Raw genomic sequence first — 22,524 nt, 5'->3', positions numbered from 1 at the left:
CCCGGCGCCCGCTCGTCACGCGGCACGCCCGCGGTTCGGCCCCGCGGACCGCGTCGAGCGACATGCGCGACGGGGGCGGTGCGCCTACCGTGGCCGCATGGGCGATGCGGTGGAACTGGAGGTGGCCGGCCGGACCGTACGGCTGTCCAGCCCGGACAAGGTGTTCTTCCCCGAGCGCGGTTTCACCAAGCTGGACGTCGCCCGCTACTACGCGGCCGTCGCCCCCGGCATCCTGCGCGCCCTGCGCGACCGCCCCACCACCCTCCAGCGCTACCCGGACGGCATCGAGGGCGAGTGGTTCTACCAGAAACGCGCCCCCAAGAACATGCCCGACTGGATCCCCACCGCCCACATCACCTTCCCCAGCGGCCGCAGCGCCGACGAGATGTGCCCCACCGAGGAGGCCGCGGTCGTGTGGGCCGCGCAGTACGGCACGCTCACCTTCCACCCGTGGCCGGTGCGCCGCGGTGACGTCGACCACCCCGACGAGCTCCGCCTCGACCTCGACCCGCAGCCCGGCACCGACTTCGACGACGCGGTGCGTGCCGCACACGAACTGCGCGCCGTCCTGGACGAGTTCGGCGGACTGCGGGGATGGCCCAAGACCTCCGGCGGCCGCGGGCTGCACGTCTTCGTGCCCATCGAACCCCGCTGGACCTTCACCCAGGTCCGGCGCGCGGCGATCGCCGTGGGCCGCGAGCTGGAACGCCGGATGCCGGACCGGGTCACCGTCAAGTGGTGGAAGGAGGAGCGCGGCGAGCGCATCTTCGTCGACTACAACCAGACCGCCCGTGACCGCACCATCGCCTCCGCCTACTCCCTGCGGCCCCGCTCGCACGCGCCCGTCTCCGCCCCGCTGCGCTGGGAGGAGGTCGACGACGTCCGCCCGGAGGACTTCGACCTCGTCACCATGCCGGCCCGGTTCGCCGAAGCCGGCGATGTGCACGCGGACATGGACGACCACGTTTGCTCCCTCGACGCGCTTTTGGAACTCGCCCGCCGCGACGAACACGATCACGGCCTCGGCGACCTGCCCTATCCGCCGGAGTACCCGAAGATGCCGGGCGAGCCCAAACGCGTCCAGCCGAGCCGGGCCCGGCCCGAACAGCCTTCCTGACGGCCTGACTTGGCGGCGCCCTGGCGGCCGTCGGCGGACGGCACGGCCACGAGAGCGCTCTCACCGCCTCCTGCGCCCGGGGCTATGCTGATCGCCAGCCACCGGGGAGGAGGGCCGAGGTGTCCGAGGCAGTGTCGCGCCCCACACTGGAGGCCGTGGCCGCGCGGGCCGGGGTCTCCCGGGCCACCGCGTCACGGGTCGTCAACGGCGGCGACGGCGTGCGCGAGCCCCTCGTCGAGCGGGTCCGGCGGGCGGTCGAGGAACTCGGCTACGTCCCCAACCAGGCGGCCCGCAGCCTCGTCACCAAACGGCACGACGCCGTCGCCGTCGTCATCGCCGAACCGGAGACCCGGATCTTCACCGACCCCTTCTTCGCCCTCCAGCTGCGCGGCATCAGCAAGGAGCTGACCGCCCACGACAACCAGCTCGTGCTGCTGCTCACCGAAGGCCGGGACGACCATGCCCGGGTGGCCCGCTATCTCGCCGGCGGCCATGTCGACGGCGCCCTGGTCTTCTCGCTCCACCTCGACGACCCGCTGCCCGGTCTGATCGAGGGCGCCGGGGTCCCCACCGTGTTCGGCGGCCGGCCCGGCTGGGGCGGCGGCTCGAACAGTGCCGTGTACGTCGACTGCGACAACCGGGGCGGTGCCGAGGAGGCGGTACGTCATCTCGTCGGCCTCGGCCGCACCCGGATCGCGCACATCACCGGACCCCTGGACCAGACGTCGGCGGCCGACCGCCTCCAGGGATACCGGGACGTGATGGGGGAGATGGGGGAGAGCGCCCCCCGGCTGGTCGTCACCAGCGACTTCACCCCGGGCGGTGGCGAGCGCGCCATGCGCGAACTCCTCGACCGCTGCCCCGACGTGGACGCCGTGTTCGCCGCCAACGACCTCACCGCGCTCGGCGTCCTGCGCGTCCTGCGCGAGCGCGGCCGCCGGGTGCCCGAGGACGTCGCCGTGATCGGCTTCGACGACGTGCTGCCCGTCGCCGGACAGACCGAACCGGCGCTGACGACGGTCCGCCAGGACATCGAGGAGATGGGCCGGTTGATGGCCCGGCTGCTGCTGTCCACGCTGACCCGCGGGGAGTCGGCGACCGGCGCGCCGAGCAGCGTCGTCCTGCCCACGACACTGATACGGCGCGCGACCGCCTAGCGGGTCTCGGCCTCGGACCTGCCCGTGGATCCGGCCTCAGGCCTGCTGCGGTTCGCTCTTGAGCACCGCGAAGCGGGCGCCGTACGGGTCGGCCAGCTTGGCCATCCGGCCCACACCCGCCAGCGTGGTCGCCGGCATCCGCACCCTGCCGCCGGTCTGCTGGGCCTTCTCGACCACCGCGTCCGGGTCCTCGACCTCGAAGTACGGCAGCCAGTACGCGCCGGCCTGCGCCTCGGCCGGGTCCTCGGCCAACGGCACCATGCCGCCGAACACCGACGCCTCGTCACCGCCGGCCGGATTGACACAGGTGTAGGTGCCGCCGGGGAAGGGCACGCCGAAGGTCTCCAGACCGAGCGCCTTGCGGTAGAAGGCGGCGGCGGCCGCGATGTCCGGGGTGTACAGCTCCACCCAGCACAGCGAACCCGGATCGCCCGCCAGGTCGACCCCCTTGGTGCGCGCCGGCTGCCAGATGCCGAAGGGCACGCCCGCCTGGTCGGCGAGGATCGCCAGGTGGCCCTGGCCCAGCACGTCCATCGGCTGGGCGAGGACGCTGCCGTGCGCCTGCTCGGCCGCCTTCGCGGTGGCCTGCGCGTCCTCACTCCGGAAGTACACCGTCCAGGACGGCGGACCCTGTTCCGGGGTGGTCTGCATACCGCCGGCGACGGTCCTGCCGTCCAGTTGGAAGAATCCGTAACCGCCGGCGTCGGGACCCGCCGACTGGAACTGCCAGCCGAAGAGACCGTGGTAGAAGGAGACGGCGCCGTCGATCTCGGGAGTGCCGAGGTCGATCCAGTTGGGAGCACCGTCGACGAAACGGGTGGTGAGCATCATCGCCCTCCTCGGAAGGGTCCTGTCCACTGCTGCGCCGAGTCTTCCACCGCCCACTGACAACCGCTGCCGGACCACGCCCACCGCGACCCGGTTACCGTGGGTCACCTGACGCGCTCGCCGAGTTTCGGATCCGCTCCGCGCGCCGCCGTGCGCGGGCGTGGTGCACGGGAGCATGATCGACGCTGCGGTGGTCCGTCGCGGTCCCGTTGAGCGGGCGTTGATCGAACGTTTTTCGCCGCCCGGCACGATCCTGGCCATGCACTTCGACACCATCACCCCGCCCCGCACGCCCGTACCGGCCTGGCAGGCGCAGGCGTTGTGCGCGCAGACCGGGGCGGACTTCTTCTTTCCCGAGCCCGGCAGTTCGGTGCGCGAGGCCAAGCGCATCTGCGGCATGTGCGAGATGCGCTCGGCGTGCCTGGAGTACGCGCTGGACAACGACGAACGCTTCGGCGTCTGGGGCGGGCTGTCCGAGAAGGAACGCCTGGAACTGCGCCGCGCGTCCCGCTGAACCGGATTCGAACCGGCATGTCCGCCCGGGCAAGACGGTGCGTCCGCCGCTGCGCCACGTCCGGGCGCGTAGGTCGCGCGCAGCTCGGCCGGGAGCGGGGCCGGCAGGCGGCCCATGCCGCAGGCCACCGACAGGGCGCACCGGAGAATCCGGGCGCCCGTCCGCCCTGGCGTCACGCGCCGGCGCGCGCTGCCATCCGTGCCTTGCGCGCGGCCAGCTTCTCGTCGAACTTCGAGGCCTCCGCGTTCAGGCCGCCCATGTACAGGCCGAGTTCCTCCTGCGCCTGCAGGCCCTCCGGGCCGAGACCGTCGATCTCCAGGACCCTCAGGTGGCGCAGCACCGGCTGCAGCACGTCGTCGTGGTGGATGCGCAGGTTGTAGACCTCACCGATCGCCATCTGGGCGGCGGCGCGCTCGAAGCCGGGGATGCCGTGGCCGGGCATGCGGAAGTTGACCACGACGTCCCGCACCGCCTGCATGGTCAGGTCGGGGGCCAGTTCGAACGCGGACTTCAGGAGGTTGCGGTAGAAGACCATGTGCAGGTTCTCGTCGGTCGCGATGCGGGCCAGCATGCGGTCGCAGACCGGGTCGCCGGACTGGTGGCCGGTGTTGCGGTGCGAGATGCGGGTCGCGAGCTCCTGGAAGGCGACGTAGGCGATCGAGTGCAGCATCGAGTGCCGGTTGTCCGACTCGAAGCCCTCGCTCATGTGGGACATGCGGAACTGCTCCAGCTTGTCCGGGTCCACCGCGCGCGAGGCGAGCAGGTAGTCGCGCATCACGATGCCGTGCCGGCCCTCCTCGGCGGTCCAGCGGTGCACCCAGGTGCCCCAGGCGCCGTCCCGGCCGAACAGGGAGGCGATCTCGTGGTGGTAGCTGGGCAGGTTGTCCTCGGTGAGCAGGTTCACCACCAGCGCGGTCCGGCCGATCTCGGTGACCTTGGACTGCTCCTTGCCCCAGGCCTGGCCGTCCTCGAAGAAGCCGGGGAAGTTACGGGCGTCGCTCCACGGCACGTACTCGTGCGGCATCCAGTCCTTGGCGACCTTCAGATGGCGGTTCAGCTCCTTCTCGACCACTTCCTCCAGGGCGTACAGCAGTCGCGCGTCGGTCCACACGGACGGGCTGTCGAAATGGGGAGAAGTGATCGTCACGAGAACTCCAGGGGGACGCCGAACAAGAGCGGATGAACGAGGACCGGCGAGCGGTGCCGGAAACCTACGAGATCGTAAGCTACGAATCCGTAGGTTACGAAACCGTAGGTTAAGTGCGCTGTAAAGACTGCTGATCAGGCCCGGTGCACAAGGCGAGTCGCACACCGAGCAGACCCGGGACCCGCAGGTCCCGGGTCTGAAGCCGTGAATCGATCACCCGTCAGGCATACAGCTCCCGCAGTCGCACCGAGAGGCACGTCACACATCCCTCAAGCTTCTCGAACTCGGAGATGTCCACCGTGACCACCTCGTGGCCGAGGTCGGTCAGCAGTTCCGCGGTCTTCGGGGCGCTCGCCGACATCAGCAGCTTGCCGCCGCCGAGCAGCACCACATGGGCGCCCGCGTCCTCCGGCACCGCCAGGAACCCCGGGAACAGCGAGGGCCGGTCCATGTTCGGGATGTGCCCCAGAATCGTTCCGTCGGGCAGCGCGGTCACCGCCGACTTCAGATGCAGCACCTTGCTCACCGGCACGGCGACCACGCGCGCGCCCAGCGGCTCGAACGCGGCCCGCAACTGCTGCACCCCGGCCGCGTTGGTCCGCCCGCCGCGGCCGACGTAGACGGTGTCGCCCACCTTGAGGACGTCACCGCCGTCCAGGGTGCCCGGCTCCCAGATCCAGTTGACCGAGCAGCCCAGGCGGGCCACCGCCTCCTCGACGCCGGCCGTCTCCTCGCGCCGGGACTCGGCACCGGGGCGGGTGATCAGCGCCACGTTCTTGTACATGACGACCGTGTCCTCGACGAACACCGAGTCCGGGCACTCGTCCGCCGGGTCCACCTCGACGGTCTCCCAGCCGTGCGCGCGCAGCGCCTCCGCGTACGCCTCCCACTGCTCGTGGGCGAGCTCGACGTCGACCTTCTCCCGCTCGATGTGCGTCACCAGGCCTTCGGCGAGGCGCGGGCTGGGGCGGCGGATGAGGGCCTTCTTGCTGGGCACGACGGGTCTCCGGGGTCGGGGTTCGGTCCGGCGCCCATTGCGGGGCGCCGGACCGCCATCATGCAGCGCGGGTCCGTGTCGACAAAACCCCTGTCGTCAGGCTGTGCCCTCCCCGAGACCGGCCACCTCGTCCGGCGTCGTGCCCGTCAGCTCCCCGTCCGCCATCAGCAGCCACCGCGTGATCCCGATCGACTCCAGGAACGGCAGGTCGTGACTGGCCACGATCAGGGCGCCCGCGTACGACTCCAGGGCCGTGGTGAGCTGACGGACGCTCGCCATGTCGAGGTTGTTCGTCGGCTCGTCCAGCATCAGCAGCTGCGGCGCCGGCTCGGCCAGCAGCAGCGCGGCCAGCGCCGCCCGGAAGCGCTCGCCGCCGGAGAGCGTCCCCGCCTTCTGGTCGGCCCGGGCGCCCCGGAACAGGAAGCGGGCCAGCCGGGCGCGGATCCGGTTGTTGCCGGCGTCCGGCGCGAACCGGGCCACGTTCTCGGCGACGGTCAGCTCCTCGTCGAGGACGTCCAGCCGCTGCGGCAGGAAACGCGTCGGCACGTGCGCGTGCGCCTCGCCCGCGACCGGCGCCAGCTCCCCGGCGATCGTCCGCAACAGCGTCGTCTTGCCCGCGCCGTTGCGCCCGATCAGCGCGATCCGCTCGGGCCCGCGCAGATCGAGGATCCCCTTCACCCGCGAGCCGTGCGCGAGTTCCAGGTTCTCCAGCGTCAGCACGTTCCGGCCCGGCGGAACGGCCGTGTACGGCAGTTCCACGCGGATCTCGTCGTCGTCGCGGACCGCCTCCACCGCCTCGTCCAGGCGTTCCCTGGCCTCGGCGAGGCGTTCCTCGTGCATGATGCGGTGTTTGCCCGCGGACTCCTGCGCCGCCCGCCTGCGCGCCCCCATGACGATCTTCGGCTCGCGCTTCTGCTCGAACATCTTCTGCCCGTACCGCTTGCGGCGGGCCAGTTTGACCTGGGCGTCGGACAGTTCGCGCCGCTGCTTGCGGACATCGGCCTCGGCGACCCGCACCATGCGCTCGGCCGCCTCCTGTTCGACGGCGAGGGCCTCCTCGTACGCCGAGAAGTTGCCGCCGTACCAGGTGACCTCCCCGGCGTGCAGGTCGGCGATCTGGTCGACCAGTTCGAGGAGTTCACGGTCGTGGCTGACCACGATCAGCACGCCCGGCCAGGACGCCACGGCCGCGTACAGCCGCTTGCGGGCGTACAGGTCGAGGTTGTTGGTGGGCTCGTCGAGCAGCAGCACGTCCGGCCGCCGAAGGAGCAGCGCGGCCAGCCGCAGCAGCACCGACTCGCCACCGGACACCTCGCCGACGGTCCGGTCCAGGCCGATGTGGCCGAGCCCGAGTTCGCCGAGGGTGACCAGGGCACGCTCCTCGACGTCCCAGTCGTCGCCGAGCGTCTCGAAGTGCCGGTCGGACGCGTCGCCCGCCTCGATGGCGTGCAGCGCGGCCCGCCGGGCGGCGATGCCGAGCGCCTCCTCGACGCGCAGGGCGGTGTCGAGCGTGACGTTCTGCGGGAGGTGGCCGACCTCGCCGGCCACTTTCACGATGCCGTCGGCCGGCGTGAGCTCGGCGGCGACGAGCTTCAAAAGTGTCGACTTCCCCGATCCGTTGACGCCGACCAGGCCGGTGCGGCCGGGGCCGAAGGAGATGTCCAGGCCGTCGAAGACGGGGGAGCCGTCGGGCCAGGCGAAGGACAGGGAGGTGACGGTGACGGAAGCAGACATGGGCGCCTCGCGGTTGCTTGCGGTGTCGGGGGGCAAACGCGTGTCGAGACACCGCGAGGCAGAAGCCGAGAGGGGCAGGAAGGGATCCTGTGCCGGGAGGACGGCTCACACGCCGAGGCCGAACGCCACAGACACACCTCGCAGGTGTGACGCGGTGTCTCAGAACCTCAGACGAGCAACGTCCTTCTCCAATCGACGGCAACAGAACCGTCGTCAACGCTAGGAGGGGTCTCACGGGGTGTCAACGCGATTAACCACCGCGCGCCCTCGCCTGTCACGCCCGGCCGGCGCGGGAGCGCCGGGTCAGCAGGCGTCCCGCATCAGCTCGGCCAGGTCCTGGTCCAGGTCCAGCTGGAGGTGTTCGAGACCGGTGGGGACCAGGTCGTCGGTCGCCTCCAGGAACCGGCGTATCTCACCGGTGCGCACATGGACGACGGCGGTGCCCTCCGGGGCGTGGAACTCCAGCACGGTCCGGTCGTAGCCGTACGGCCGTACCCGGACGTCCCCGTTGCCCTCGGGCGCGTGCAGCCCCGCCGCCAGCAGTTCGCGGGAGAACGTCCAGCAGACGTCGACCCCCTCCAGGGTGGCCGGGGCCGGGAAGGTCATGCGTACGGCGAAGGGGTCCTCGCGGTCGTAGCACAGGGTGGCGGGAATGCTCGGCATGCGCGGTGACGCGGCGACCAGGCGAGCCTCTACGGGCTGCTCGATGACGGTGGACAACGCCTTGCTCCCTCGTGACGGTGGTACGGATTCCCGGGCGTGTGAGACCTGGCACTGGAAGAGACGAAAGAAGCGGCCGATCCGTGCACAGGAGGGGCGAGTGACCTCTGTCACCGGGCTTGTCCACACCCGCGGCTCACCGGTCGCAGGAGGCCGTGGGGCCCTCTGGACGACGCGGTCGCGGTCGGCTAGCTTCGCGCGCCATGAGGCGCTTGGGGAGCACGCGACGTACAGGACGGGCCCGGCGTACCGGCCGGGCGGTCGCGGTGGGGGTGGCGTGCACGGCGGCGCTGGCCGCGTTGACCGCCGGTTCCGCGCAGGCCACGGCACGGGCACCGCACTGGGCGGTCAAGGACACCGGCACCCCGGACGTGCGGTTCCGGGGCCTGGCCGCCGTCGACCGGAACACCGCCTGGCTGGCCGGCACCGGCGGCACCGTGCTGCGCACCACGGACGGCGGGACGAGCTGGCAGAACGTCTCTCCGCCGGGCGCGGGCGACCTCCAGTTCCGGGACGTCGAGGCGTTCGACGCGCGCCACGCCGTGGTGCTGGCCATCGGCGAGGGCGAGGCGTCCCGGGTCTACCGCACCGACGACGGCGGCCGGACCTGGACGGAGGCCTTCCGTAACACCGATCCCGCCGCCTTCTACGACTGCATGGCCTTCTTCGACCGCCGCCACGGCCTCGCCATGAGCGACCCGGTCGACGGCGGATTCCGCATCCTGTCGACGAGCGACGGCGGCCGTTCGTGGCGCGTGCTGCCGGACGACGGCATGCCGGCCGCCCTGGCCGGCGAGGCGGGCTTCGCGGCGAGCGGCCAGTGCCTGGTCACCTCCGGCCCGAAGGACGCCTGGCTGGCCACCGGCGGCGGCGCCCACGCGCGCGTGCTGCACTCCACCGACCGCGGCCTGACCTGGACCGCCGCCGACACCACGATCCCGGCGGGCGATCCGGCCAAGGGCGTCTTCGCCCTCGCCTTCCGGGACCGCACCCACGGCCTCGCGGTCGGCGGCGACTACCGCCCCGACCAGGCCTCACCGCAGGCGGCCGCGGTCACCCCGGACGGCGGCCGCAGCTGGCGGCCCGCCGCCGTCCCGCCCCCCGCCTACCGCTCCGGCGTGGCCTGGCTCCCGCACAGCCGCACCACGGCCCTCGCCGTCGGTCCCACCGGCACCGACCTGACCACCGACGGCGGCCGCACCTGGCGGACCGTCGACACCGGCTCGTACGACACCGTGGCCTGCACGCCGGACCTGAGCTGCTGGGCGGCCGGCGAGCAGGGACGGGCGGCACGTCTGGAGAACTGATCCGTGGGTACTCGTCCCCCGCACACCGAGAAGGGAGCGGCCATGCCCAGCGGATCCAGCCCCAAGCGGGAACGCCAGTACGAGCACATCAAGGAGAGCGCGCTCGACCGGGGCGAGAGCAAGCGCCGTGCCGAGGAGATCGCCGCTCGGACGGTCAACAAGGAACGCGCCCGGTCCGGTGAGTCCAAGTCCGCCAGCCGCAGTTCCACGCAGGACATGTCGTCCGGCAAGCGCGGCGGCCAGCGGTCGGGCAGCCCGCAGGGCTCCCAGGGCCCGACCCGGGACCAGCTGTACAACGAGGCCAAGCAGCGCGGTATCGAAGGGCGTTCGCACATGAACAAGGCCGAGCTGCAACGCGCCGTCAACGCCAAGAAGAGCTGACACTCCACGGCACGCGCGCGTGCGGTGAGGGCCCACGGGCCCCGCACGCGCGCGTGGCACGCCGTACGCTCGTGCCCACCATGACGACGACGGTACGCGCACCCGCGGGCTGGCCCGCGACCGAGGAACAGGCCCTGGCGGTACAGGACGAGCTGCGGGGGCGGGTGGTCCTCGACGAGCCGGGCCCGCCGCCCGGCACCGGCCATGTCACCGGCGTCGACGTGGCCTACGACGACGAGCGCGATCTGGTCGCCGCGGCAGCCGTCGTCCTGGACGCGGCCACCCTGGAGGTCGTCGCGGAGGCGACCGCCGTCGGCCGGGTGTCCTTCCCGTACGTGCCCGGACTGCTCGCCTTCCGCGAGATCCCGACCGTACGCGCCGCCCTCGACGCGCTGCCCTGCCCGCCGGGCCTGGTCGTCTGCGACGGCTACGGCCTCGCCCACCCGCGCCGTTTCGGCCTCGCCAGCCACCTGGGCGTCCTCACCGGCCTGCCCACCGTCGGAGTCGCGAAGAACCCCTTCGCCTTCGCGTACGACGACCCCGGCGCCCCGCGCGGCAGCCACGCGCCGCTGCTCGCCGGCGCCGAGGAGGTCGGCCGCGCCCTGCGCACCCGGGACGCCGTCAAGCCGGTCTTCGTCTCCGTCGGCCACCGGGTGAGCCTCGACAACGCCTGCGCCCACACCCTCGCGCTCACCCCGCAGTACCGTCTGCCGGAGACCACCCGCCGCGCGGACGCGCTGTGCCGCAGGGCGCTGCGCGAGGCTCAGGCCTGACCGGCGACCCTGAGTAGCGATTCTGAGTACGAGTACGGATGCCGTTGTTACCGTCGGACGGCAGGCTGGCCCGCATGACGACACACCGTGCACCCAAGTCCGCGGCCGACCCCGCCCGGTCCGCCGAGCGCGCCGTGAACGCGGCGCTGGCCCTCGCCGTGGTGGCGGGGTTCGCCTGGATCGTCGGGATGCTCTACACCGTGCTGGAGTGGCAGTCCTGACGGAGTCTCCGGTCGGGTCCCGGCCAGGCCCTAGCGGAGGGCCGCCACCCGGAAACCGATCCCGGCCGCGCGCAGCCGCTCGGTCAGCGCGTCGCCCATCGCCTGCGCGGTGGTGACCTGGCCGGCCGTCGGCGGCAGGTCGTCGAAGGCGAGGCAGAGGGCGGCCTCGGCGAACATCTTCGCCGTCTCGCCGTAGCCCGGATCCCCGCCCGAGACCTCCGTGAACACCCGCCGTCCGCCGCCCTCACCGACGAACCGGACCGTGAACCAGCTGCGGGCCCGCTTCTCCGCGTCCGGGCCCTCCCCCGGCTTGAGGCGGTCCGACAGCCAGCGCCGGGCGGGCGGCAGCTGGGCGGCCGCGGCGACCGCGCCGACGGCCGCGATCCCGCCGAGGGCCACCGGCAGGTGCTTGACGGCCGCGTAGTGCCGGTAGCGGAAGTCGGGGCCGTAGCGGTCCAGGGCCTTGGCCGAGCGGCGCACGATCCGGGCGTCGATGGTGGGCAGCGGCAGTGCCCAGGCGCCGACCTCGGGCGCGAACCGCGGGACACCCGTCGGCGCGCTCGTCCGGCGGCTTATCAGCCGGGGCTCGTGCCGGGCGCGGTCGCGCGCGGCGGCGATCATCTGCCGGGGGCGGGCGAACTGGTCCAGCGCGGAGGCGAAGGTGCCGCCGGAGAAGGCCGCGTCGGCGGTCACGAACCCGTCCACGGTTAGCGGCACGCCCTCCGGCAGCTGCCGGACCGTGAAGTACGCGCCCAGGTCGTGCGGGACCGAGTCGAAACCGCACGCGTGCACCAGGCGCGCGCCCGTCTCACGCGCGCGTGCGTCGTGCCGGACGTACATCAGGTCCACGAACTCCGGCTCGCCGCACAGGTCCAGGTAGTCGGCGCCGGTGTCCGCGCAGGCCGCGACCAGGCTCTCGCCGTAACGGCCGTAGGGACCGACCGTCGAGGCCACCACGCGCGCGTGCTCGGCGAGGGCGCGGATCGTGGCGGGCTCCGCCGCGTCGGCGCGCAGCACCCCGACCCCGGCGCCGCCCGGCAGCCGCTCGCGCAGTGCCTCCAGCCTGCGTTCGTCCCGGGCCGCGACGGCCCAGCGCAGGCCTTGCGGCGCGTGGGCGGCGAGGTACTCGGCGGTGAGCTCGCCGACGAAGCCGGTGGCTCCGAAGAGCACGAGGTCATAGGGACAGTCCGTCGTCTTCAGCCTGCGCATGACACCTCTCGGTCGTGCAACCCGCGCCGTTGTCGGTGGCTGAGGCTAGCGTGAGGAGTGCGGACGCACCCCCGCGGGGTATCTTGACTAAGCGCTTGCTCGTCCACTCTTGTGCCCAGTGGAACGTGTTCTTAACATCATCGGTGTTACATCAGTTGTGTCACATGACTGGGGGCGGCATGACCACGGCAGGGACGCCAGGACACGGCCCGCTCTCCGGCGTGCGCGTGGTCGAGCTGGCCGGCATCGGACCGGCCCCCTTCGCCGCCATGCTCCTCGCCGACCTGGGCGCCGACGTGGTCCGCGTCGACCGGCCCGGCGGCCCGGGGCTCGGCGTCGACCCGGCGTACGACGTCACCAACCGCAACAAGCGCTCGGTGCTGGTCGATCTGAAGTCCCCGGACGGCCCCGCCCGCGTCCTCGACCTGGCCGCGCGCGCGGACGTCCTGATCGAGGGCTACCGCCCCGGCGTCGCCGAGCGGCTCGGCGTCGGCCCCGAGGACTGCCGCGCCCGCAACCCCCGCCTGGTCTACGGCCGGATGACCGGCTGGGGCCAGGAGGGACCGCTCGCCCACCGCGCGGGCCACGACATCGCCTACATCGCCCTCACCGGCACCCTCGGCATGATCGGCCGCCCCGACGAACCCCCGGCCGTCCCCGCCAACCTGCTCGGCGACTACGCGGGCGGCTCCCTCTACCTCGTCGTCGGCGTCCTCGCCGCCCTGCACCACGCGCGCGCGGGCGGCACCGGCCAGGTCGTGGACGCCGCCATCGTGGACGGCACCGCGCACCTCTCCGCGATGATCCACGCCATGCTGGCCGCGGGCGGCTGGCAGGACCGGCGCGCGGCCAACCTGCTGGACGGCGGCTGCCCTTACTACGGCACCTACGAGACCGCCGACGGCGGCCACATGGCGGTCGGCGCCCTGGAGCCGCAGTTCTACGCCGAGTTCCTGCGGCTTCTCGGCGGCCTGGACGACCTGGCCGACGCCCGCAAGGACTGGACCCGCTGGGGCGAGCTGCGCGAGCGCGTCGCCGCCCGCTTCAGGGCCCGCACCCGGGACGAGTGGACGGCGGTCTTCGAGGGCTCCGACGCCTGCGTGGCCCCCGTCCTCTCCCTGCGCGAGGCCCCGCACCACCCCCATCTGGCCGCCCGCGGCACCTTCACCGACCACGGCGGCATCACCCAGCCGGCCCCCGCCCCGCGCTTCTCCGCGAGCCCCACGACCGTGCGCACCCCTCCCGCCCGGCCCGGCGCGGACACCGACGCGGTGGCCCGCGACTGGGACGTACCGGCACTCCTCGACGACCACGACAAGGACAGCATCTGATGGAGCTCTCGACCTTCCTCGAGTACGCGGGCGACCCGCGCGCGGCGGCCGACCGGGCCGCCGCGCTGGAGTCGGCGGGCCTCGACGCGGTCTGGGTCGCGGAGGCGTACGGCTTCGACTCGCCCACGATCATGGGCTACCTGGCCGCCCGCACCGAACGGATGAAGATCGGCTCCGCGATCCTCAACGTCTACTCCCGCACCCCCGCCCTCATCGCCCAGACGGCCGCCGGCCTCGACGCGGTCTCCGGCGGCCGGGCGATCATCGGACTCGGCGCCTCCGGCCCGCAGGTGGTCGAGGGCTGGCACGGCAAGGCGTACGACAAGCCCCTCGGCCGTACCCGCGAGACGATCGAGCTGACCCGGCGGATCCTGCGCCGCGAGGTCATCGACCACCACGGCATCACCGACATGCCCCGCCCGGGCGGCCTCGGGAAGCCCCTGAAGATCCTCACCAAGCCGGTCCGCCCCGACGTCCCGCTCTACGTCGCCTCCCTCGGCCCCGCCAACGTCCGGATGACCGCCGAGATCGCCGACGGCTGGCTGCCCACCCTGTTCATCCCCGAGAAGGCCCACCAGGTCTGGGGCACCCCGCTGGCGGAGGGCGCCGCCCGACGGGACCCGGCCCTCGGCGAGCTGAAGATCGTCGCCGGCGGCCTGCTCGCCATCGGCGAGGACGCGGCCGCCGTCCGCGACCTGGCCCGCCCCCGGATCGCCCTGTACGTCGGCGGCATGGGCGCCCCCGGCAAGAACTTCTACAACGACCTCGCCGTCGCCTACGGCTACGAGAAGGAGGCCCGGCTCATCCAGGAGCTGTACCTCGCCGGCCGCAAGAAGGAGGCGGAGGCGGCCGTACCCGACGAGTTCTGCGAGCTCATATCCCTGTGCGGTCCGGAGGGGTACGTCCGTGACCGCATCGCCGCCTTCCGGGAGGCGGGCGTGACCATGCTGGAGATCGCCCCCGTCGGCCCGGACCCGGCCCGCCTGGTCGAGACCGTCAAGAACTGGCTCTGAGTAAGAACTGGCTCCGAGCCGGCCGGAGACCGGCTCCGCCCCCACCGCGCGAAAACCCTCGTTGAAAGGCTTGTCAGTGAGCACCGAAGCGTACCTGTACGACGCGATCCGCACCCCGCGCGGCCGCGGCAAGGCGAACGGCGCCCTGCACGGCACGAAGCCCATCGACCTGGTCGTCGGACTCATCCACGAGATCCGCGACCGCTTCCCCGGCCTCGACCCGGCCGCCATCGACGACATCGTGCTCGGTGTCGTCGGCCCGGTGGGCGACCAGGGCTCCGACATCGCCCGGATCGCCGCGATCGCCGCCGGGCTGCCGGACACGGTCGCCGGCGTGCAGGAGAACCGCTTCTGCGCGTCCGGTCTGGAGGCCGTCAACATGGCCGCCGCCAAGGTCCGTTCGGGCTTCGAGGACCTCGTCCTCGCGGGCGGCGTCGAGTCCATGTCCCGGGTGCCGATGGCCTCGGACGGCGGCGCCTGGTTCAACGACCCGATGACCAACCTGGCCGTCAACTTCGTGCCGCAGGGCATCGGCGCCGACCTGATCGCCACCATCGAGGGCTTCTCCCGGCGGGACGTCGACGAGTACGCGGCGCTCTCCCAGGAACGCGCGGCGACCGCCTGGAAGGAGGGCCGCTTCGACCGTTCCGTGGTCCCCGTGAAGGACCGCGCGGGCCTGGTCGTCCTCGACCACGACGAGCACCCGCGTCCCGGCACCACCGCCGACTCGCTCGCCAAGCTGAAGCCCTCCTTCGCCGACATCGGCGAACTGGGCGGCTTCGACGCGGTCGCGCTGCAGAAGTACCACTGGGTCGAGCGGATCGACCACGTCCACCACGCGGGCAACTCCTCCGGCATCGTCGACGGCGCCTCCCTGGTCGTCATCGGCTCGAAGGAGATCGGCGAGCGCTACGGCCTCACCCCGCGCGCGCGGATCGTCTCGGCCGCCGTCTCCGGCTCCGAGCCGACCATCATGCTCACCGGCCCCGCCCCCGCCACCCGCAAGGCCCTCGCCAAGGCCGGCCTGACCATCGACGACATCGACCTGGTCGAGATCAACGAGGCGTTCGCGGCGGTCGTCCTTCGCTACGCGCGGGACATGGGCCTGTCCCTCGACAAGGTCAACGTCAACGGCGGCGCCATCGCCCTCGGCCACCCCCTCGGCGCCACCGGCGCGATGATCCTCGGCTCGCTCGTCGACGAACTGGAGCGCCAGGACAAGCGCTACGGCCTCGCCACCCTGTGCGTGGGCGGCGGCATGGGCATCGCCACCATCGTCGAGCGCGTCTGAAACCCCGGCGGAACCAAGAGACCTCACGGAGACCCTCACATGACCGAGAGCACCACCATCCGCTGGGAACAGGACGACACCGGCGTCGTCACGCTCGTCCTGGACGACCCCGACCAGTCCGCCAACACCATGAACGCGGCCTTCGCCGCCTCCCTCGCCGCGGTCACCGACCGCCTGGAGGCCGAGCAGGACTCGATCCGCGGGATCGTCTTCACCTCCGCCAAGAAGACCTTCTTCGCCGGCGGCGACCTGCGCGACCTCATCCGGGTCACCCCCGAGACCGCCCAGGACCTCTTCGACGGCGGCCTCGCCGTCAAGCGCGATCTGCGCCGCATCGAGACCCTGGGCAAGCCGGTCGTCGCGGCGATCAACGGCGCGGCCCTCGGCGGCGGCTTCGAACTCACCCTCGCCTGCCACCACCGCGTCGCCCTCGACACCCCCGGCACCAAGATCGGCTGCCCCGAGGTCACCCTCGGCCTGCTCCCCGGCGGCGGCGGAGTCGTCCGCACCGTGCGCCTCCTCGGCATCGCCGACGCACTGCTGAAGGTCCTTCTCCAGGGCACCCAGTACAACGCCACGCGCGCGCTGGAGAACGGGCTCGTCCACGAGGTGGCCGCGACCCCCGAAGAGCTGCTGGCCAAGGCCCGCGCGTTCATCGACGCCAACCCCGAGTCCCGGCAGCCCTGGGACAGGCCGGGCTACAGGATCCCCGGCGGCACGCCCGCCAACCCCAAGTTCGCGGCCAACCTGCCCGCCTTCCCGGCGACCCTGCGCAAGCAGACCAACAACGCCCCCTACCCGGCGCCGCGCCGCATCCTCGCCGCCGCCGTCGAGGGCAGCCAGGTCGACTTCGAGACCGCTCAGGTCATCGAGGCCCGCTACTTCGTGGAGCTGGCCGCCGGGCAGATCTCGAAGAACATGATCCAGGCGTTCTTCTTCGACCTCCAGGCCGTCAACTCCGGCGCCAACCGGCCACGGGGCGTCGAGCCCCGCAAGGTCACCAAGGTCGCCGTCCTCGGCGCGGGCATGATGGGCGCCGGCATCGCCTACTCGTGCGCCCGCGCGGGCATCGACGTCGTCCTCAAGGACGTCTCGGCCGAGGCCGCCCGCAAGGGCAAGGGCTACTCCGAGAAGCTCTGCGCCAAAGCCGTCGCCAAGGGCCGTACCAGCCAGGAGAAGGCGGACGCGCTGCTCGCGCGGATCACGCCCACCGCGGACCCGCAGGACCTGGCCGGCTGCGACGCGGTCATCGAGGCCGTCTTCGAGGACACCGCTCTCAAGCACAAGGTCTTCCAGGAGATCGAGTCCGTCGTCGCCCCCGACGCCCTGCTCTGCTCCAACACCTCCACGCTCCCCATCACCGCCCTCGCCGAGGGCGTCGAGCGCCAGAGCGACTTCATCGGCCTGCACTTCTTCTCGCCCGTCGACAAGATGCCGCTCGTCGAGATCATCAAGGGCGAGCGCACCGGCGACGAGGCCCTGGCCCGCGCCTTCGACCTGGTCCGGCAGATCAACAAGACGCCGATCGTGGTCAACGACTCGCGCGGCTTCTTCACCTCACGGGTGATCGGCCACTTCATCAACGAGGGCGTCGCCATGGTCGGCGAGGGCATCGAGCCCGCCTCGGTCGAGCAGGCGGCGGCCCAGGCCGGCTACCCGGCCAAGGTGCTCTCCCTGATGGATGAGCTGACCCTCACCCTGCCCCAGAAGATCCGCCGCGAGTCGCGGCGGGCCGTCGAGGAGGCCGGCGGCACCTGGACCCCGCACCCCGCCGAGGCGGTCATCGACCGCATGGTCGACGAGTTCGGCCGCCCCGGCCGCAGCGGGGGAGCGGGCTTCTACGACTACGCCGAGGACGGCAGCCGGACCGCCCTGTGGCCCGGCCTGCGCGAGCACTTCTCCAAGGCCGGGCACCAGATCCCGTTCCGGGACATGCAGGAGCGGATGCTCTTCGCGGAGGCCCTCGACACGGTCCGCCTCCTGGAGGAGGGCGTCCTCACCTCGGTCGCCGACGCCAACATCGGCTCGCTCTTCGGTATCGGCTTCCCGGGCTGGACCGGCGGCGTCCTCCAGTACATCAACGGCTACGACGCCTACGGCGGGGCGGGCGCAGGCCTGCCCGGCTTCGTGGCCCGCGCGCGTGAACTCGCCGACACCTACGGCGAGCGGTTCACCCCGCCCGCGCTGCTGGTGGCGAAGGCGGAGCGGGGGGAGACCTTCACGGACGGCCGCTGAGCCGACGCCGAGCCGGGTGCGCGGAGCGGGCCCTTCTCAGGGGCCCGCGAGCCACTGGTGGACCTCCGCGCTGAGCGACCGCTGGAAGGCCGTCAGCAGTGCCTGGACCACCAGCGGCTGCATGTGGGCGGACAGGGACTTCACGTCCGCCTCGGTCCGATCCGCCACCTCGGCACGGAACAGCTGGGAAAGCTCGCGCGCGGCCGCCCGCGCGTGCTCGGTCAGGACCGTGCGCGCGGCCAGGATCGCCGTCTCGGACAGCGGTACGTCGAGGAGCTGTACGGCGAGCCGGAGCAGGCCGGGGTCGAGGCGGTAGGCGTCACCCTCGGGCCGTACGACGTCCATGGCGACGAGCCGTTCGATGTCCTCCTCGGCCAGCGGCCGCCCGGCCCGCCGCCGCAGCTCCGCGGCCGTCACCGTCTCCTCGGTGTCCGGGGCCCAGGAGGCCACCGCGGCCCGGTGGATGGCCAGGTCGTGGTGGCTCAGGCCGGGTGGCAGCCGCCGCAGATAGCGCTCGATCGCCGCCAGTGTCATGCCCTGGTGCTGCAACTCCTCGATCAGCGCCAGCCGGGCCAGGTGGTCCCGCCCGTAGTGGCCCACCCGCCGCGGACCGATCACCGGCGGCGGGAGCAGCCCCTTGGTGCCGTAGAAGCGGACCGTGCGGACCGTGGTGCCGGCCCGCGCGGCCAGTTCGTCGATGGTCAGCGCAGGCTCCCCGGAGCCGCCGTCGGTGTCGGTCGTCATGTGCAGCAGTATCGCTGTCACACCGGCACTGTGACACCGGGATGTGCGCGGGATGCGCGAGCATGCGGCACCGGCGGCTCCGCCGCGTGGGCGCGAGCGGCCGCGGCCGGCCCGCGGCCCCCACCCGCGCGCCCCGGCAACCGCCTGCCTAGTGCACGTCGTTCGTGGCCTCGATCTGCTTCCAGGACCTGGGCTGCGCGACATCCCCCACGGCCTTCACCGCGACACCCGCAGGCGCCGCCGGCTTCGTCGGCTGGAACAGCCACGTGTCGAACAACCCCGCCAGCGACTTCCCCGACACGTTCTCGGCGTACTCCTCGAAGTCGGCCACCGAAGCGTTCCCGTACGCGTGCTCCTTCGGCCAACCCCGCAGAATCGCGAAGAACGCGTCGTCCCCGACCGCGTTCCGCAGCGCCTGCACCGCCAGCGCCCCCCGGTCGTAGACAGCGATGTCGAACTGGTCGTCGGGGCCGGGATCCCCCGGCTTCACCGTCCAGAACGCGTCGTCGGCCGGATGCGAGGCGTACACGTAGTCGGCGAGTTCCTGCGCCGTGCCCTCGCCCTCGTGCTCGGACCACAGCCACTGCGCGTACCGGGCGAAGCCCTCGTTGAGCCAGATGTCCTTCCAGCCCTTGAGCGAGACGTCGTCGCCGTACCACTGGTGCGCCAGTTCATGCACGACCACGGAGGTGTTGGCGCCGTTCGCAAACTGCCTGGGGCTGTAGTAGACGCGGGTCTGGGTCTCCAGCGCGTACCCGGTGGTGGTGTTCGGCACGTAGCCGCCGGCCGAGCTGAAGGGATACGGCCCGAAGTAGCCGGAGAGCCAGTCGACGAGTTCCCCGGTGCGTTCCACGCTCGCCCGCGCCGCCCCGTCGTTGTCACCGAGGTCCTTGCTGTAGGCGTTGACGACCGGAACGCCCCCCTCGGAGGTGCTCGTCGTGATGTCGAACCTCCCGACCGCCAGCGTGGCCAGATAGGTCGCCTGCGGCTTGTTCTGCCGCCAGTTGTACCGGGTCCAGCCGCGCTGCGAACTCGACGACTGGAGCAGGCCGTTGGAGATGACCTGGGTGCCGTCGGGAACGGCCACGGACACGTCGTAGGTCGCCTTGTCCAGCGGGTGGTCGTTGCTCGGGAACCACCACCAGGCCGACTCGGGCTCGTCCGCCGCGACCGCGCCGTCCGGTGTGCGGTGCCACGTGTCGAAGCCGTACGCGCTCTTCGTCGAGGGCACTCCGCTGTAGCGGACGACGACGGTGACCGGTGTGCCCTTCGCCAGCGGCGACCTGGGCGTGACCACCAGTTCGTGCTGGCCGGACGTGGCGAAGTCCGCCTTCACCCCGTTGACCCGCACCTCGCTCACGTCCAGCAGGAAGTCCAGGTCGAAGCTGGACAGGTCCTGCGTGGTGCGCGCCAGGATCGTCGCCGTACCGGCCAGTTCGTCGGCGGCCGGCTGGTACCGCAGCCGGAGGTCGTAGTGGGAGACGTCGTAACCGCCGTTGCCGTAGTACGGGTAGTAGGGGTCGCCGATGCCCGGTGCGCCGGGGCTGTAGCTCGCGGCCGATGCCGGGATCGCCAGCAGCAGGGAAGCCGCCGCGAGGGCGGCCGGCGCGAGGATTCTGCGGTGCACGAGAACTCCAAGTCGGTAGGGGGCCCAGGCGCACCCGCCACACCCCGGCGGGCGGCGCCAAGTCGATGGAGCACCAAACTGTTCGGAGCCTATTCAGTCCCTGTGTCACCTGGCCTGTCCATGGCACCTGCTGTCACACGATCGCCATTCGGCCGCAATCCGTCCCGCCCGTCCCCCAGATGCCCCCTTCTGCACGGGAGTTGACCGAGGTAGCGTCCGCCGCATGCCGAAACGCACGCGCTTCACGATCTGGAGACAGCTCGCCGTCGCGGCCGTCGCAGCCCTGCTCGCCGCCTTCCTCACCCCGGGCGCGGCCCAGGCCGCCGGTACCCCTCGCGAGAGCCGGCCCGTCTACTCGTACGCGAACGCCATCCGCGAGGCCGTCTGGGTGGACACCGGCCTGGACTCCGACGGCGACGGGAAGACCGACCGCGTCGCCGCCGACATCGTCCGGCCCGCGGAACCCGCCGCGCAGGGCCGCAAGGTGCCGGTCATCATGGACGCCAGCCCCTACTACTCCTGCTGCGGACGCGGCAACGAGAGCCAGGTGAAGACGTACGACGCGAACGGCGACGTCGTCCAGATGCCGCTCTTCTACGACAACTACTTCGTGCCCCGCGGCTACGCCTTCGTCGGCGTCGACCTGGCCGGCACCAACCGCTCCGACGGCTGCGTCGACGTCGGCGGCCGCTCCGACATCCAGTCCGCGAAGGCCGTCATCGACTGGCTGAACGGCCGCGCCAAGGCGTACCGCAGCCGTACCGGCACCACCACCGTCAAGGCGAGCTGGACCAACGGCAGGACCGGCATGATCGGCAAGAGCTGGGACGGCACCATCGCCAACGGCGTGGCCGCCACCGGCGTCGAGGGTCTCAGGACGATCGTCCCGATCAGCGCCATCTCCTCCTGGTACGACTACTACTTCGCCCAGGGCGCCCCGCTCTACGACTCGGGCCCCGACTGGCTGGCCGGCGCCGTGGAGAGCGACGCGGCCTTCGCCAAGTGCGGTGCCGTCCAGCAGAAGCTGGTCGACGGCGCCCCGCGCAGCGGCGACTGGACCGGACTGTGGACCGAGCGCGACTACGTCAAGGACGCCGCCAAGGTCAGGGCCAGCGTCTTCCTCGTGCACGGCATGCAGGACCTCAACGTCCGCACCAAGCACTTCGGCCAGTGGTGGGACGCCCTCGCCCACAACGGCGTCGAGCGCAAGATCTGGCTCTCCCAGACCGGGCACGTGGACCCCTTCGACTACCGGCGCGGCGCCTGGGTCGACACCCTGCACCGCTGGTTCGACCACGCACTCCTCGGCTACGACAACGGCATCGACCGTGAGCCGACGGCCGACATCGAGCGCCACCCCGACCAGTGGGTGACCTCCTCCGTCTGGCCGCCGCGTGGCACGCAGGCCACCACCCTGCGCCCCGCCACCGGCAGCCGGCCCGGCGTCGGCACCCTGGGGCTGAGCCGGGGCTCCGGCACCGAGACGTTCACCGACGACCCGCGGCACAGCGAGACCGACTGGGCCGCCCAGCTCGCCACCCCCACCTCGGACAAGGCCGGCTTCCTCACCGCGCCGCTCACCCGTGACCTGCGCCTGTCCGGCTTGTCGAAGGTGACCGTCACCGCCGTCCCGACCACCTCGACGGCCCACCTGACCGCCGTCCTGGTCGACCTCGGCCCCGACACCATCCGGGACTACGCCGACGCGGCCGAGGGCATCACCACCCTCACCGACCGCACCTGCTGGGGCGAGAGCACGGCCGGCGACAGCGCGTGCTTCCTGAAGACCGCGGCCAGGACCAAGGCCGTCGACTACACCGTCTTCAGCCGCGGCTGGGCCGACCTCGGCACCTACGCCGACCCCGGCAAGGGCGTCCCGCTCACCCCGGGCAGGTCCTACACGATCACACTCGACCTGGCGGCCACCGACCACGTCGTGCCCAAGGGCCACCGCCTGGCGCTGATCGTCGCGGGCACGGACAAGGACCTCATCGATCCGCCGTCCACCACCCCGACGCTCACCGTGGACCTGTCCCGTACGACGGCCAGGGTCCCGCTGGTCGGCGGCGCGGCCGCGTTCACCCGCGCGACCGCCACCCGGTGGACCGCCCCCGAGCCGACCGCCCTGTACGGCGTCCGCGCGCCGCACACCGTCCAGCGCGTCCCCGCCGGCTGACC

General features: G+C 72.3%; 20 protein-coding genes. 12 read left to right on the top strand and 8 right to left on the bottom strand.

The features are described 5' to 3' along the window. Positions 1-97: 97 nt before the first annotated feature. Both ligD and AB0P24_RS25435 read left to right on the top strand, forming a co-directional pair. Positions 98-1,117 carry a non-homologous end-joining DNA ligase gene (gene ligD, locus AB0P24_RS25440; protein WP_365797693.1) on the top strand — a complete coding sequence of 340 codons (1,020 nt, stop codon included), beginning with the start codon at positions 98-100 and terminating at the stop codon, positions 1,115-1,117. A 119-nt stretch (positions 1,118-1,236) separates the two neighbouring features. Beyond that, positions 1,237-2,274 carry a LacI family DNA-binding transcriptional regulator gene (locus tag AB0P24_RS25435; protein ID WP_365797691.1) on the top strand — a complete coding sequence of 346 codons (1,038 nt, stop codon included), beginning with the start codon at positions 1,237-1,239 and terminating at the stop codon, positions 2,272-2,274. Between the two features lie 36 nt (positions 2,275-2,310). On the opposite strand, the gene AB0P24_RS25430 is transcribed toward AB0P24_RS25435, so the two are convergent. After that, positions 2,311-3,102, bottom strand: a complete 792-nt coding sequence (locus AB0P24_RS25430) for a VOC family protein (RefSeq protein ID WP_365797750.1) — start codon at positions 3,100-3,102, stop codon at positions 2,311-2,313. A 259-nt stretch (positions 3,103-3,361) separates the two neighbouring features. Between AB0P24_RS25430 and AB0P24_RS25425 the strand changes: the two genes are divergently transcribed. Further along, entirely contained in the window at positions 3,362-3,616 is a 255-nt protein-coding gene (locus tag AB0P24_RS25425) for a WhiB family transcriptional regulator (RefSeq protein ID WP_174856072.1), read from the top strand. A 172-nt stretch (positions 3,617-3,788) separates the two neighbouring features. Here the strand turns inward: AB0P24_RS25425 and AB0P24_RS25420 are convergent, their stop codons facing one another. The 4 genes from AB0P24_RS25420 to AB0P24_RS25405 all read right to left on the bottom strand — a co-directional run bounded on the left by AB0P24_RS25420 (position 3,789) and on the right by AB0P24_RS25405 (position 8,214). Then, positions 3,789-4,763: an acyl-ACP desaturase gene (locus AB0P24_RS25420; RefSeq protein WP_365797689.1), complete on the bottom strand. Its 975-nt coding sequence runs from the start codon at positions 4,761-4,763 to the stop codon at positions 3,789-3,791. A 220-nt stretch (positions 4,764-4,983) separates the two neighbouring features. Further along, entirely contained in the window at positions 4,984-5,760 is a 777-nt protein-coding gene (gene ddaH, locus AB0P24_RS25415) for a dimethylargininase (RefSeq protein ID WP_365797687.1), read from the bottom strand. A gap of 96 nt (positions 5,761-5,856) precedes the next feature. After that, the gene (locus tag AB0P24_RS25410) at positions 5,857-7,494 is read right to left on the bottom strand and encodes an ABC-F family ATP-binding cassette domain-containing protein (RefSeq protein ID WP_365797685.1); all 1,638 of its coding nucleotides are present in this window, start codon (positions 7,492-7,494) and stop codon (positions 5,857-5,859) included. Positions 7,495-7,797: 303 nt separating this feature from the next. After that, complete coding sequence (locus AB0P24_RS25405; RefSeq protein WP_365797683.1) at positions 7,798-8,214, bottom strand: SsgA family sporulation/cell division regulator; 417 nt, start codon at positions 8,212-8,214, stop codon at positions 7,798-7,800. Between the two features lie 203 nt (positions 8,215-8,417). On the opposite strand from AB0P24_RS25405, the gene AB0P24_RS25400 reads away from it, so the two are divergent. The 4 genes from AB0P24_RS25400 (at position 8,418) to AB0P24_RS25385 (ending at position 10,896) form a co-directional block, all read left to right on the top strand. Then, complete coding sequence (locus AB0P24_RS25400; RefSeq protein ID WP_365797681.1) at positions 8,418-9,521, top strand: oxidoreductase; 1,104 nt, start codon at positions 8,418-8,420, stop codon at positions 9,519-9,521. A 42-nt stretch (positions 9,522-9,563) separates the two neighbouring features. After that, complete coding sequence (locus AB0P24_RS25395) at positions 9,564-9,902, top strand: plasmid stabilization protein (RefSeq protein WP_365797679.1); 339 nt, start codon at positions 9,564-9,566, stop codon at positions 9,900-9,902. A gap of 80 nt (positions 9,903-9,982) precedes the next feature. Then, on the top strand, positions 9,983-10,675 hold the full coding sequence (locus AB0P24_RS25390) for an endonuclease V (protein ID WP_365797677.1): 693 nt from the start codon (positions 9,983-9,985) through the stop codon (positions 10,673-10,675). A 74-nt stretch (positions 10,676-10,749) separates the two neighbouring features. Further along, positions 10,750-10,896, top strand: a complete 147-nt coding sequence (locus tag AB0P24_RS25385; protein WP_365797675.1) for a hypothetical protein — start codon at positions 10,750-10,752, stop codon at positions 10,894-10,896. A gap of 30 nt (positions 10,897-10,926) precedes the next feature. Here the strand turns inward: AB0P24_RS25385 and AB0P24_RS25380 are convergent, their stop codons facing one another. Beyond that, complete coding sequence (locus AB0P24_RS25380) at positions 10,927-12,105, bottom strand: saccharopine dehydrogenase NADP-binding domain-containing protein (RefSeq protein WP_365797673.1); 1,179 nt, start codon at positions 12,103-12,105, stop codon at positions 10,927-10,929. Between the two features lie 179 nt (positions 12,106-12,284). On the opposite strand from AB0P24_RS25380, the gene AB0P24_RS25375 reads away from it, so the two are divergent. The 4 genes from AB0P24_RS25375 (at position 12,285) to AB0P24_RS25360 (ending at position 17,975) form a co-directional block, all read left to right on the top strand. Then, a complete protein-coding gene (locus tag AB0P24_RS25375; protein WP_365797671.1) occupies positions 12,285-13,436 on the top strand; it encodes a CaiB/BaiF CoA-transferase family protein in 1,152 nt (383 codons plus the stop codon). Beyond that, a complete protein-coding gene (locus AB0P24_RS25370) occupies positions 13,436-14,449 on the top strand; it encodes an LLM class F420-dependent oxidoreductase (RefSeq protein ID WP_365797669.1) in 1,014 nt (337 codons plus the stop codon). The genes AB0P24_RS25375 and AB0P24_RS25370 overlap by 1 nt, the downstream gene beginning before the upstream one ends. A 76-nt stretch (positions 14,450-14,525) precedes the next feature. Beyond that, positions 14,526-15,740 (top strand): acetyl-CoA C-acetyltransferase, encoded by a 1,215-nt coding sequence (locus tag AB0P24_RS25365; protein ID WP_365797667.1) that lies wholly within the window; start codon positions 14,526-14,528, stop codon positions 15,738-15,740. Positions 15,741-15,779: 39 nt separating this feature from the next. Continuing rightward, positions 15,780-17,975: a 3-hydroxyacyl-CoA dehydrogenase NAD-binding domain-containing protein gene (locus AB0P24_RS25360; protein WP_365797665.1), complete on the top strand. Its 2,196-nt coding sequence runs from the start codon at positions 15,780-15,782 to the stop codon at positions 17,973-17,975. Positions 17,976-18,011: 36 nt separating this feature from the next. On the opposite strand, the gene AB0P24_RS25355 is transcribed toward AB0P24_RS25360, so the two are convergent. After that, positions 18,012-18,719: a MerR family transcriptional regulator gene (locus AB0P24_RS25355; RefSeq protein WP_365797748.1), complete on the bottom strand. Its 708-nt coding sequence runs from the start codon at positions 18,717-18,719 to the stop codon at positions 18,012-18,014. A gap of 148 nt (positions 18,720-18,867) precedes the next feature. Then, positions 18,868-20,346 carry a M1 family metallopeptidase gene (locus tag AB0P24_RS25350; RefSeq protein ID WP_365797663.1) on the bottom strand — a complete coding sequence of 493 codons (1,479 nt, stop codon included), beginning with the start codon at positions 20,344-20,346 and terminating at the stop codon, positions 18,868-18,870. A 223-nt stretch (positions 20,347-20,569) separates the two neighbouring features. Here AB0P24_RS25350 and AB0P24_RS25345 point away from each other — a divergent pair, with 223 nt between their 5' ends. Further along, entirely contained in the window at positions 20,570-22,522 is a 1,953-nt protein-coding gene (locus tag AB0P24_RS25345) for a Xaa-Pro dipeptidyl-peptidase (protein ID WP_365797661.1), read from the top strand. Positions 22,523-22,524: the final 2 nt, after the last annotated feature.

The sequence above is a fragment of the Streptomyces sp. NPDC086519 genome, assembly GCF_040686075.1.
Classification (GTDB): Bacteria; Actinomycetota; Actinomycetes; order Streptomycetales; family Streptomycetaceae; genus Streptomyces; species Streptomyces shenzhenensis.
The sequence above is the reverse complement of the archived record's forward strand: the minus strand, read 5'-3'. Positions and strand labels throughout refer to the sequence as shown.